The organism is Segatella sp. (genome assembly GCF_977051555.1).
The window spans coordinates 1-11,383 of record NZ_CDRSSE010000086.1 but is presented as its reverse complement, the minus strand read 5'-3'; the positions used below and the strand labels follow the sequence as shown (position 1 = coordinate 11,383).

Sequence of the window (11,383 nt, the reverse complement as noted above, 5' to 3'; positions counted from 1 at the left end):
GGTGCGTCATAATTTATGGCGCACCCTTTTATTATCTGTAACAGATGAAAAAAGGAAAAAATTAAGATTTCCCCCTTCTGTTGTCTTATGATGTTTTTTTGAAAAATATGTGGTAAATTATTCGTCTTTTTCAGAAATTATATGTAAATTTGCACTATCATTTAAAGTTTAATCCTCTTAACTTAATAAAATTATGGAAGAAAATAAGAATAATCAACAGCAGCAGAATCAGTTCCAGATGGGCATCAGCCCTGAAGTAGCAGAGGGTACATACTCAAACTTGGCACTGATTACTCATTCTAGTTCAGACTTCATTTTGGATTTTGCATGTGCACTTCCTGGCATGCCTGCACCTCAGATCAAGAGTCGCGTTATCATGGCACCTGAGCATGCTAAGCGATTGCTCCAGGCATTGCAGAGCAATATTTATAACTACGAGCAGTCCTTCTGTAAAATTAAGTTGTCTGATGAGCAAGAACGTACAATCGCTCCATTCGGCACCCCAAAGGGTGAGGCATAATGTACTACAACATACATACTAAGACTAAATTCTCTGCTAAATACCGCTTTTTTCTTTATAATATTCGTTTTTAATAGTTATATAAAGTTAAAACTAGCCTTCGTTTTTTAAAAGTCTCCTTAATATTTAGGTAGTTTGCCGAAAAAATCGTACCTTTGCACCCCGAAAAGGCTCTATAAAGTAGTGGCTTACATCGAAATAAGACAATAAATAAAAATAAATATATAAATTAAAAAGTAAAATTATGCCTACTATTTCACAGTTAGTAAGAAAAGGCAGACGAGTTCTTGTAGACAAGAGCAAGTCACCAGCTTTGGATTCTTGTCCTCAGCGTCGTGGTGTTTGTGTTCGTGTTTATACAACAACTCCTAAGAAGCCTAATTCAGCAATGCGTAAAGTTGCACGTGTACGTTTGACAAACTCAAAGGAAGTAAACTCTTATATTCCAGGAGAGGGTCACAACTTGCAGGAACACTCAATTGTTTTGGTTCGCGGTGGTCGTGTAAAGGACCTTCCTGGTGTACGTTATCACATTGTCCGTGGTACACTTGATACTGCAGGTGTTGCGAATCGTACACAGCGTCGTTCTAAGTACGGAGCTAAGCGCCCTAAGGCAAAGAAGTAATATAGCTTCTTTAATTTTAGACAAAACCGCAGACTCACGGTCGGAGAAGGTCGGGAGTTGGGGTTAAAATATTTAATAAAAGTTTTGCTGGAGAAGTAATCAGGTTGAGTAAATGCTCGGGTGCGAGCGTTGAAGAACATTATACAGCCCCATGCAGAATTTAAAAAGTTTTATTTAAAATGAGAAAAGCAAAACCAAAGAAGAGAGTGATCCTTCCAGATCCAGTCTTCAATGACCAGAAGGTCTCAAAGTTCGTAAATCATTTGATGTATGATGGAAAGAAGAATACATCTTATGAGATTTTCTACAATGCACTTGACATTGTAAAGGCTAAGATGTCTAACGAGGAAAAGCCTGCTCTTGAAATCTGGAAGCAGGCACTTGATAATATTACTCCTCAGGTAGAGGTTAAGAGCCGTCGTATCGGTGGTGCAACCTTCCAGGTTCCTACAGAGATTCGTCCTGATCGTAAGGAAAGTATTTCTATGAAGAATCTTATTCTTTTTGCACGTAAGCGCGGTGGTAAGACTATGGCTGATAAGCTTGCTGCAGAGATTATGGATGCTTTTAATAATCAGGGTGGTGCATTTAAGCGTAAGGAGGATATGCATCGTATGGCTGAGGCTAACCGTGCGTTCGCTCACTTTAGATTCTAATTTAATATATAATATAGTTAAAAGAAAATGGCAAATCGCGATTTACATTTGACTCGTAACATCGGTATCATGGCGCATATCGATGCTGGTAAGACAACAACTTCTGAGCGTATTTTGTTCTATACAGGTAAGACTCATAAGATTGGTGAGGTACACGATGGTGCTGCTACAATGGACTGGATGGCCCAGGAGCAGGAGCGTGGTATTACTATCACTTCTGCAGCTACAACTTGTAACTGGAACTATCTCGGTAAGTCTTATAAGATCAACTTGATCGATACTCCGGGACACGTTGACTTCACTGCTGAGGTTGAGCGTTCTCTCCGTGTACTTGATGGTGCTGTTGCTACATATTCTGCAGCTGATGGTGTTCAGCCACAGTCTGAGACAGTATGGCGTCAGGCTGATAAGTATAATGTACCTCGTATCGGTTATGTAAACAAGATGGACCGTTCTGGTGCTAACTTCTTCGAGACAGTTCAGCAGATGAAGGATATCTTGGGCGCTAATCCAATTGCTATTCAGATTCCTATTGGTGCAGAGGAGAACTTCAAGGGTGTAGTTGACCTCATTAAGATGAAGGCTATTCTTTGGCACGATGAGACTATGGGTGCTGAGTATGATATAGAGGAAATCCCTGCAGACTTGGCTGACGAGGCTGCTGAGTGGCGTGATAAGCTCCTTGAGGGTGCTGCAAACTTCGATGATGAGGTTATGGAACTTTATCTCGATGGTAAGGATATTCCAGAAGAAAAGATTCTTGCTGCTATCCGTAAGGGTTGCTGTGCTATGGAGTGCTGCCCAATGTTGCTCGGTTCTTCATACAAGAACAAGGGTGTTCAGCCATTGCTCGACTATGTATGTGCATTCTTGCCTTCACCAATGGATACTCCAAATATCATCGGTACTAACCCTGATACAGAGGAGGAAGAGGATCGTAAACCATCTGAGGATGAACCAACATCTGCTCTCGCATTTAAGATTGCTACTGACCCATTCATGGGCCGCTTGGTATTCTTCCGTGTTTACTCAGGTAAGGTCGTTGCTGGTTCTTATGTTTACAACCCACGTTCTGGCAAGCGCGAGCGTATCAGCCGTCTGTTCCAGATGAACTCTAAACAGGAAATCCCAATGGATTCTATCGATGCTGGTGATATCGGTGCAGGTGTAGGTTTCAAGGATATCCGTACAGGTGATACACTCTGTGATGAGGAACACCCAATCGTTTTGGAGTCTATGACATTCCCTGATACTGTGATTTCTATCGCAGTAGAGCCAAAGAGCCAGGCAGACATCGCTAAGATGGATAATGGTCTTGCTAAGTTGGCTGAGGAGGATCCAACCTTCACAGTTCGTACAGACGAGCAGAGCGGTCAGACAATTATTTCTGGTATGGGTGAGCTCCACTTGGATATCATCATCGACCGTTTGAAGCGTGAGTTCAAGGTTGAGTGTAATCAGGGTAAGCCTCAGGTTAACTACAAGGAGGCTATCACTAAGACTGCTCAGAGCCGTGAAACTTATAAGAAGCAGTCTGGTGGTCGCGGTAAGTTCGCTTGTATCGATGTAACCATCGGTCCTAAGGACGAGGATTACAAGGAAGGCGACTTGCAGTTCATCAACGAGGTTAAGGGTGGTAACGTTCCTAAGGAATTCATCCCATCTGTACAGAAGGGCTTTGCTGATTGCTTGTCAAATGGTGTACTCGGTGGTTTCCCAATGACAGGTTTGAAGGTGACTTTGACCGATGGTAGCTTCCACCCAGTTGACTCTGACCAGTTGTCATTCGAGTTGGTAGCACATCAGGCATTCAAGGTACTTTGCCCTAAGGCTGGTCCAGTTTTGATGGAGCCTATCATGAAGGTAGAGGTTGTTACTCCAGAAGAGAACATGGGTGACGTAATCGGTGACTTGAACAAGCGCCGTGGTCTCGTTCAGGGTATGGAGGAAGGCCGTAGCGGTGCTCGCATCGTAAAGGCAATGGTTCCATTGGCTGAGATGTTCGGTTATGTAACAGCTTTGCGTACTATCACTTCTGGTCGTGCAACAAGTTCTATGGAGTACGATCATCATGCACCTCTTTCTTCAACAATTGCTAAGGCTGTGTTGGAGGAGGTTAAGGGTCATGCTGATCTTCTTTAATAACAAAGAAATAACGGTAAGATGAGGCGCTGCTTAGCGAATGACTCTTAAGCAGCGTACCTCTTCTTCCATTAGACTAAATAATTTATATAATAATAACTTAATTTTAAAAATGAGTCAGAAAATCAGAATTAAGCTGAAGTCTTACGACCACCAGTTGGTTGACAAGTCAGCTGAGAAGATTGTGAAGGCTGTAAAGGCAACAGGCGCTATCGTTAGTGGTCCTATTCCATTGCCAACACACAAGCGTATTTTTACTGTAAACCGCAGTACTTTCGTTAACAAGAAGTCTCGCGAGCAGTTCCAGCTCTCAGATTTCAAGCGTCTCATTGACATCTACAGCTCAACAGCTAAGACAGTTGATGCCTTGATGAAGCTTGAATTGCCAAGTGGTGTAGAAGTAGAAATCAAAGTCTAATTTTTAAATTAAATTGAAATGCCAGGATTAATTGGAAAGAAAATCGGAATGACATCCGTTTTCAGTGCCGACGGTAAGAATATTCCGTGCACTGTTATCGAAGTAGGTCCTTGTGTTGTAACCCAGGTGAAAACTGTAGAAAAGGATGGTTACAAGGCTTATCAGTTAGGTTTCGAAGAGGCAAAGGAGAAGCGTACTTCTCAGCCTATGATGGGAATCTTCAAGAAGGCAGGCACAACACCTAAGAAGCACTTGGCCGAGTTCAAGTTTGATGAGGAGTACAACCTCGGTGACACAATTACAGTTGAAATCTTCAACGATTGCAAGTTCGTTGATGTAATTGGTACATCAAAGGGTAAAGGCTTCCAGGGCGTTGTTAAGCGTCACGGATTCGGTGGTGTAGGTCAGTCTACTCACGGTCAGGATGACCGCGCTCGTAAGCCGGGATCTATTGGTGCTTGTTCTTACCCTGCAAAGGTATTCAAGGGTATGCGCATGGGCGGCCAAATGGGAGGTGACAGAGTTACAACTCAGAACCTTCAGGTGTTAAAGGTAATTCCAGAGCAGAATCTTCTTATTGTTAAGGGTTCTTTCGCTGGATGCAAAGGTTCAACTGTTTTAATTGAGAAATAATGGAAGTTAGCGTATTAGATATCAAAGGTCAGGAGACCGGCCGCAAGGTAGCTCTTAATGATGCAGTCTTCGGCATTGAGCCTAACGATCACGTTCTCTACCTCGACGTAAAGCAGTATCTCGCTAACCAGCGTCAGGGTACAGCTAAGTCTAAGGAGAGAAGCGAGATGAGCGGTTCTACTCGTAAGCTTGGTCGTCAGAAGGGCGGCGGCGGTGCTCGCCGTGGTGATATTAACTCACCTGTACTCGTAGGTGGTGCTCGCGTATTTGGTCCTAAGCCACGTGATTACCGCTTCAAGCTCAACAAGAAAGTAAAGATTCTTGCTCGTAAGTCTGCTTTGTCTTATAAGGCACAGGAGAGCGCAATCGTGATGTTGGAAGATTTCACTTTTGAGGCTCCAAAGACTAAAGAATTCTTAAGTGTTCTTAAGAATCTTAAAATTGAGGGCAAAAAGGTACTCTTCGTTTTGCCAGAATCAAATAAAAACGTATATTTGTCTGCACGTAACTTACAGCGCGCTGAGGTTATCCTCGCATCTAACGTCAATTCGTACAAAGTTTTGAACGCTGATGTAGTAGTGATTACTGAAAAGTCGCTGGAGACTATCGACCAGATCTTAACAAAGTAAAAAGGAGATATTAGAATATGGCATTTATTATCAAACCATTGGTTACTGAGAAGATGACCAAGATTACAGACAAGCAGCCTAACCGCTATGGCTTCGTTGTTCGTCCTGAGGCTAATAAGCTCGAGATTAAGAAGGAAGTTGAGAGTCTGTATAATGTTACAGTAGTTGACGTGAACACTATTCGTTACGCTGGCAAGCGCTCTGCCCGTTATACAAAGGCAGGTCTTGTTAAGGGTCAGAAGAATGCGTTCAAGAAGGCAATCGTTACTCTTAAGGAGGGCGATACAATTGATTTTTACAGCAATATTTAAAATAAAAAATGGCAGTACGTAAATTAAAACCGGTTACTCCGGGTCAAAGACACAAGGTTATTGGCACGTTCGAGGATATTACTGCATCCGTGCCAGAGAAGTCTCTCGTTTACGGTAAACGTTCTACCGGCGGTCGAAACAACACCGGTAAGATGACCGTTCGCTACATTGGCGGTGGTCACAAGCAGAAGTATCGTTTAATCGACTTCAAACGTGAGAAAGATGGTGTTCCAGCAGTTGTTAAGACAATCGAGTACGATCCAAACCGTTCGGCTCGTATCGCATTGCTTTTCTACGCTGATGGTGAAAAACGTTACATTATTGCTCCTAACGGACTTCAGGTAGGCGCTACTTTGATGTCAGGTGCAGAGGCTGCTCCTGAGATTGGTAACTGTCTTCCTTTGGCAAACATCCCTGTAGGTACAGTGATCCACAACATCGAGTTGCGTCCTGGTCAGGGTGCTTTGTTGGTTCGTTCGGCTGGTAATTTTGCTCAGTTGACTTCTCGTGAGGGCAGTTATTGTGTAATTAAGCTCCCTTCTGGTGAAACACGCCAGATTTTGAGTGCTTGTAAGGCTACAGTTGGTAGTGTTGGTAACTCTGACCACGCACTTGAGCAGTCTGGTAAGGCTGGTCGCTCACGCTGGTTGGGTCGTCGTCCACACAACCGTGGTGTTGTTATGAACCCTGTTGATCACCCAATGGGTGGTGGTGAAGGTCGCCAGAGTGGTGGTCACCCACGTTCACGTAAGGGCTTGTACGCTAAGGGTCTTAAGACTCGCGCACCTAAGAAACTTTCTAACAAGTATATTATCGAAAGAGCTAACAAAAAATAAAGAGTAAATTATGAGTCGTTCACTTAAAAAAGGTCCATACATCAACGTTTCTCTCGAGAAGAAGATTCTCGCTATGAACGAGAGTGGCAAGAAGAATGTTGTTAAGACATGGGCTAGAGCTTCAATGATATCTCCTGATTTCGTAGGACATACTGTTGCAGTTCATAACGGTAACAAATTTATCCCTGTTTATGTTACAGAGAATATGGTTGGCCACAAGCTTGGAGAGTTTGCTCCAACACGTCGCTTTGGCGGTCACTCTGGTAACAGAAAGTAAGCTAAGGGTTAAACCATTTAAAATTTAAGTAAATAATGGGAGCAAGAAAACATATTGCGGCTGAGAAATTGAAAGAAGCCCGTAAAAACTTGTACTTCGCAAAGTTGGTAGGCGTTCCTTCTTCTCCACGTAAGATGCGCTATGTAGTAGACATGATTCGTGGTATGGAGGTTAACCGTGCACTCGGAGTACTTCGCTTCTCTAAGAAGCAGGCATCAGCTGATGTAGAGAAATTACTTCGTTCAGCTATCGCTAACTGGGAAGCTAAGAATAATCGCAAGGCTGAAGACGGTGAGCTTTATATCAGTAAGGTCTTCGTTGACGAAGGCGTTACAATGAAACGTATGAGACCTGCACCACAGGGTCGTGGTTATAGAATTCGTAAGCGTTCTAACCATGTAACTCTTTTTGTTGATGCAAAAACTAATGACGAAAAATAATTAAGTAGAATGGGACAGAAAGTTAATCCGATTAGTAACCGACTTGGTGTTATCCGTGGTTGGGATTCAAATTGGTTCGGTGGTAAGAACTTCGGTGATAACCTCGTTGAGGATCAGAAAATCCGTAAGTATCTTAACGAGCGTCTTGCTAAAGCAAGCATTTCTCGTATTATTATCGAACGTACATTGAAACTTGTTACCATTACTATTTGTACAGCCCGTCCAGGTATTGTCATTGGTAAAGGTGGTCAGGATGTAGATAAGTTGAAGGAAGAGTTGAAGAAGCTTTATAAGAAAGATATTCAGATCAACATCTTCGAGGTTAAAAAGCCTGAACTTGATGCTACTATCGTTGGTAAGAATATTGCGACTCAGATTGAGCACATGATTGCTTATCGTCGCGCTATCAAGATGGCAGTTGCTAACACCATGCGTGCTGGCGCTGAGGGTATCAAGGTACAGATTACAGGTCGTCTGAATGGTGCTGAAATGGCACGTAAAGAGATGTACAAAGAGGGTCGTACTCCTCTTCATACATTCCGCGCAGACATCGACTACTGCCAGTGCGAGGCACTTACAAAGGTAGGTTTGCTTGGTATTAAGGTTTGGATTTGCCGTGGTGAGGTTTATGGTAAGGCTGATCTTACTCCAAACTTCTCACAGGACAATAAGAGCAACAACCGTGGTAACGGTCGCTCTAACAACCGTGGTGGTAATCGTAAAAGAAACAATAACCGTTAAATTTTAGAAAGCTATCATGTTACAGCCAAAAAGAGTAAAATATAGAAGACCTCAAGATGGTCGTGGCAACAAAGGCAACGCTCACAGAGGTACACAATTGGCTTTCGGTTCTTTTGGTATCAAAACTCTTGAATCAAAGTGGATCGATAGTCGTCAGATTGAGGCAGCTCGTGTAGCATTGAACCGCTATATGAACCGTCAAGGTCAGGTCTGGATTAGAATTTTTCCTGATAAGCCAATCACTCGCAAGCCTGCTGATGTCCGTATGGGTAAAGGTAAGGGTGATCCTGCAGGATGGGTTGCACCTGTTACACCAGGTAGAATTCTCTTCGAAGTTGAAGGAGTTAGTTTCGATATTGCAAAAGAAGGTCTTCGCCTTTGCGCTCAGAAACTTCCTGTTAAGACTAAGTTTATTGTTAGACGTGATTACGATAAAAACGCTTAATTATGAAGATTGCAGAAATTAAAAATATCGAGACCAAAGAATTGGTTGAGAAGTTGGAGGCAGCTGTTGATGCTTTGAACAAGAAGAAGATCAATCATAATGTAACTCCACTTGAGAATCCATCAGAGATTAAGGTTGCTCGTCGTGATATTGCACGTATGAAAACTGAACTTCGTCAGAGAGAACTTAACAAATAATAATGGTCCAGATGGAAACAAGAAATTTAAGAAAAGTAAGACAGGGTGTTGTTATTAGCAACAAGATGGATAAAACCATTGTTATTGCGGCTAAGTTCAAGGAGATGCACCCTATTTATGGTAAATTTGTCCAGAAGACAAAGAAGTACCATGCACATGACGAGAATAATGAGGCTAACGTAGGTGATACAGTTATGATCATGGAGACTCGTCCTCTGTCTAAGACAAAGAGATGGAGATTAGTACAAATTGTTGAAAAAGCTAAGTAATTATGATACAGACTGAATCAAGACTTACAGTATGTGATAACAGCGGTGCTCGTGAGGCTCTTTGCATTCGAGTTCTCGGTGGTACAGGCCGTCGTTACGCTAGCGTTGGTGACGTTATTGTTGTTGCAGTCAAGAACGTTATCCCATCAAGTGATTTGAAGAAGGGTGCAGTATCAAAGGCTTTGATTGTTCGCACAAAGAAGGAAATTCGTCGTGCAGATGGTTCTTACATCCGTTTCGATGACAACGCTTGTGTATTGCTTAACAATGCAGGTGAGCTTCGTGGTAGCCGTATCTTCGGTCCTGTTGCTCGTGAGCTTCGTGCAGTAAATATGAAAGTCGTTTCTTTAGCACCTGAGGTTCTTTAATATTTAAAAAGTAAGAAGTAATGAGTAAGTTACATATTAAGAAAGACGATACCGTTATCGTTATTGCCGGTGCAGATAAGGGCAAAACTGGTAAGGTGCTTAAGGTCCTCGTTGAGGAGAACCGTGCTATCGTAGAAGGTGTGCACATGGTTTCTAAGAGCACTAAGCCATCTGCTAAGAATCCTCAGGGAGGTATTGTTAAGCAGGAGGCTCCTATTCATATCTCAAATTTGAGTTTGATTGATCCTAAGAGTGGCAAGGCTACTCGTGTTGCTATCAAGCATGAGGGTAAAAACGTTGTTCGCATCGCTAAAAAGTCAGGGGAGGAAATCAAGTAATGGATACAGCACAGTTAAAGAAAGTATATAAGGAGACAATCGCTCCTGCTCTTCAGAAGCAGTTCAACTACTCTTCAGCTATGGAGATTCCAGTATTGAAGAAGATTGTCATCAATCAGGGTCTTGGTGATGCTACTCAGGACAAGAAAATTGTTGATGTAGCAATCAATGAGATTACTGCTATCACCGGTCAGAAGGCTGTTGCTACATATTCTAAAAAGGATATTGCAAACTTCAAGCTTCGTAAGAAGATGCCTATCGGTGTTATGGTAACATTGCGTCGTGAGCGTATGTACGAGTTCTTGGAGAAGCTCGTTCGTGTTTCTCTTCCTCGTATTCGCGACTTCAAGGGTATTGAGAGCAAGTTTGATGGTCGTGGTAACTATACATTAGGTATCACAGAGCAGATTATCTTCCCTGAGATTAATATCGATGAGATTGATCGTATTCAGGGCATGAATATTACCTTCGTTACAACAGCTAAGACTGATGAAGAAGGTTTTGCTCTTTTGAAGGCCTTTGGTCTTCCATTCAAGAACGCAAATAAAGATTAAGAGATATGGCAAAAGAATCAATGAAAGCTCGCGAGGTTAAGCGTGCAAAGCTTGTAGCTCGTTACGCTGAAAAGCGCGAAGCACTGAAAAAGATTATTGCAACTTCTAATGATCCAGCCGAAGCATACGAGGCAGCTCGTAAGCTTCAGGCTATCCCTAAGAATGCAAACCCAATCCGTCTTCACAATCGTTGCAAGATTACTGGTCGTCCAAAGGGTTATATCCGTCAGTTCGGTATTTCTCGTATCCAGTTCCGTGAGATGGCTTCTGCTGGTTTGATTCCTGGTGTAAAGAAGGCTAGCTGGTAATCCTTTCAAAGGTAAGAATATTTTTTTATTTAATATTGTCGGGGTAGTCCCGATTAATTAAACATTTATATTTTATGACAGATCCAATAGCAGATTATCTGACAAGACTCAGAAATGCAATCATGGCTCATCACCGTGTTGTAGAAGTTCCTGCGTCTAACTTGAAGAAAGAGATCACTAAGATCCTCTTCGAGAAAGGTTACATCCTCAATTACAAGTTTGTAGAGGATGGTCCTCAGGGCTCAATTAAGGTTGCCTTGAAGTACAACCCAACTACAAAGCAAAACGCTATCAAGTGTTTGAAGCGCGTGTCAACTCCAGGTTTGCGTAAGTATACCGGTTACAAGGACATGCCAAGAGTTATTAACGGATTAGGTATTGCAATCTTATCTACATCCAAAGGTGTAATGACAGACAAAGAAGCTTCTGATCTTAAGATCGGTGGCGAGGTTCTTTGCTATATTTATTAATTGGAGGCTTTTATATGTCTAGAATAGGAAAATTGCCAATTAGTATCCCTGCAGGTGTTACTGTAAACTATGATGAGACTTCTCATGTTTGTACAGTAAAGGGCCCTAAGGGTGAACTTTCTCAGTGGATTGATCCATCTATCAAGTTTAATAATGCAGATGGTCATATTAGCTTTGAAATCGATGAAAATAGTCCTGTAAATATT

Annotated in this window: 20 protein-coding genes and 1 pseudogene; all 21 read left to right on the top strand. The window is 42.3% G+C overall.

Annotation, left to right across the window (positions count from 1 at the left end):
- The first annotated feature begins 193 nt into the window (after positions 1-193).
- On the top strand, positions 194-520 hold the full coding sequence (locus ACWJAO_RS13305; RefSeq protein ID WP_449140591.1) for a DUF3467 domain-containing protein: 327 nt from the start codon (positions 194-196) through the stop codon (positions 518-520).
- Positions 521-764: 244 nt separating this feature from the next.
- Positions 765-1,145 carry a 30S ribosomal protein S12 gene (rpsL, locus tag ACWJAO_RS13300; RefSeq protein WP_006848839.1) on the top strand — a complete coding sequence of 127 codons (381 nt, stop codon included), beginning with the start codon at positions 765-767 and terminating at the stop codon, positions 1,143-1,145.
- 179 nt (positions 1,146-1,324) lie between these two features.
- Positions 1,325-1,801: a 30S ribosomal protein S7 gene (rpsG, locus tag ACWJAO_RS13295; protein WP_449140590.1), complete on the top strand. Its 477-nt coding sequence runs from the start codon at positions 1,325-1,327 to the stop codon at positions 1,799-1,801.
- A gap of 27 nt (positions 1,802-1,828) precedes the next feature.
- Positions 1,829-3,943: an elongation factor G gene (gene fusA, locus ACWJAO_RS13290; RefSeq protein WP_144152554.1), complete on the top strand. Its 2,115-nt coding sequence runs from the start codon at positions 1,829-1,831 to the stop codon at positions 3,941-3,943.
- 112 nt (positions 3,944-4,055) lie between these two features.
- The gene (gene rpsJ, locus ACWJAO_RS13285; RefSeq protein WP_006283658.1) at positions 4,056-4,361 is read left to right on the top strand and encodes a 30S ribosomal protein S10; all 306 of its coding nucleotides are present in this window, start codon (positions 4,056-4,058) and stop codon (positions 4,359-4,361) included.
- A gap of 18 nt (positions 4,362-4,379) precedes the next feature.
- The gene (rplC, locus tag ACWJAO_RS13280; protein WP_022122145.1) at positions 4,380-4,994 is read left to right on the top strand and encodes a 50S ribosomal protein L3; all 615 of its coding nucleotides are present in this window, start codon (positions 4,380-4,382) and stop codon (positions 4,992-4,994) included.
- Positions 4,994-5,623, top strand: coding sequence for a 50S ribosomal protein L4 (rplD, locus tag ACWJAO_RS13275; RefSeq protein WP_089543926.1), 630 nt, complete (start codon positions 4,994-4,996; stop codon positions 5,621-5,623). Before rplC ends, rplD begins: the two co-directional genes overlap by 1 nt.
- A gap of 17 nt (positions 5,624-5,640) precedes the next feature.
- The gene (rplW, locus tag ACWJAO_RS13270; RefSeq protein WP_006848834.1) at positions 5,641-5,934 is read left to right on the top strand and encodes a 50S ribosomal protein L23; all 294 of its coding nucleotides are present in this window, start codon (positions 5,641-5,643) and stop codon (positions 5,932-5,934) included.
- A gap of 8 nt (positions 5,935-5,942) precedes the next feature.
- Positions 5,943-6,770 carry a 50S ribosomal protein L2 gene (gene rplB, locus ACWJAO_RS13265; protein WP_295407127.1) on the top strand — a complete coding sequence of 276 codons (828 nt, stop codon included), beginning with the start codon at positions 5,943-5,945 and terminating at the stop codon, positions 6,768-6,770.
- Between the two features lie 10 nt (positions 6,771-6,780).
- On the top strand, positions 6,781-7,047 hold the full coding sequence (gene rpsS / locus ACWJAO_RS13260; protein ID WP_006848832.1) for a 30S ribosomal protein S19: 267 nt from the start codon (positions 6,781-6,783) through the stop codon (positions 7,045-7,047).
- A 35-nt stretch (positions 7,048-7,082) separates the two neighbouring features.
- Positions 7,083-7,487 (top strand): 50S ribosomal protein L22, encoded by a 405-nt coding sequence (gene rplV, locus ACWJAO_RS13255; RefSeq protein WP_006848831.1) that lies wholly within the window; start codon positions 7,083-7,085, stop codon positions 7,485-7,487.
- 9 nt (positions 7,488-7,496) lie between these two features.
- Complete coding sequence (gene rpsC, locus ACWJAO_RS13250; RefSeq protein ID WP_006848830.1) at positions 7,497-8,228, top strand: 30S ribosomal protein S3; 732 nt, start codon at positions 7,497-7,499, stop codon at positions 8,226-8,228.
- A 16-nt stretch (positions 8,229-8,244) separates the two neighbouring features.
- A complete protein-coding gene (gene rplP / locus ACWJAO_RS13245; protein ID WP_006848829.1) occupies positions 8,245-8,673 on the top strand; it encodes a 50S ribosomal protein L16 in 429 nt (142 codons plus the stop codon).
- Between the two features lie 2 nt (positions 8,674-8,675).
- Positions 8,676-8,870: a 50S ribosomal protein L29 gene (rpmC, locus tag ACWJAO_RS13240; protein ID WP_006848828.1), complete on the top strand. Its 195-nt coding sequence runs from the start codon at positions 8,676-8,678 to the stop codon at positions 8,868-8,870.
- Positions 8,871-8,872: 2 nt separating this feature from the next.
- Positions 8,873-9,139, top strand: a complete 267-nt coding sequence (rpsQ, locus tag ACWJAO_RS13235; RefSeq protein WP_006848827.1) for a 30S ribosomal protein S17 — start codon at positions 8,873-8,875, stop codon at positions 9,137-9,139.
- A gap of 2 nt (positions 9,140-9,141) precedes the next feature.
- Complete coding sequence (gene rplN, locus ACWJAO_RS13230; RefSeq protein ID WP_006848826.1) at positions 9,142-9,507, top strand: 50S ribosomal protein L14; 366 nt, start codon at positions 9,142-9,144, stop codon at positions 9,505-9,507.
- Positions 9,508-9,527: 20 nt separating this feature from the next.
- On the top strand, positions 9,528-9,845 hold the full coding sequence (rplX, locus tag ACWJAO_RS13225; protein ID WP_006848825.1) for a 50S ribosomal protein L24: 318 nt from the start codon (positions 9,528-9,530) through the stop codon (positions 9,843-9,845).
- Positions 9,845-10,399, top strand: coding sequence for a 50S ribosomal protein L5 (gene rplE / locus ACWJAO_RS13220; RefSeq protein WP_022122149.1), 555 nt, complete (start codon positions 9,845-9,847; stop codon positions 10,397-10,399). Before rplX ends, rplE begins: the two co-directional genes overlap by 1 nt.
- A 5-nt stretch (positions 10,400-10,404) precedes the next feature.
- Positions 10,405-10,707 (top strand): 30S ribosomal protein S14, encoded by a 303-nt coding sequence (rpsN, locus tag ACWJAO_RS13215; protein ID WP_006848823.1) that lies wholly within the window; start codon positions 10,405-10,407, stop codon positions 10,705-10,707.
- Between the two features lie 74 nt (positions 10,708-10,781).
- Positions 10,782-11,177, top strand: coding sequence for a 30S ribosomal protein S8 (rpsH, locus tag ACWJAO_RS13210; protein WP_006848822.1), 396 nt, complete (start codon positions 10,782-10,784; stop codon positions 11,175-11,177).
- 14 nt (positions 11,178-11,191) lie between these two features.
- A pseudogene (locus tag ACWJAO_RS13205) lies at positions 11,192-11,383 on the top strand (50S ribosomal protein L6); the annotation flags it as partial.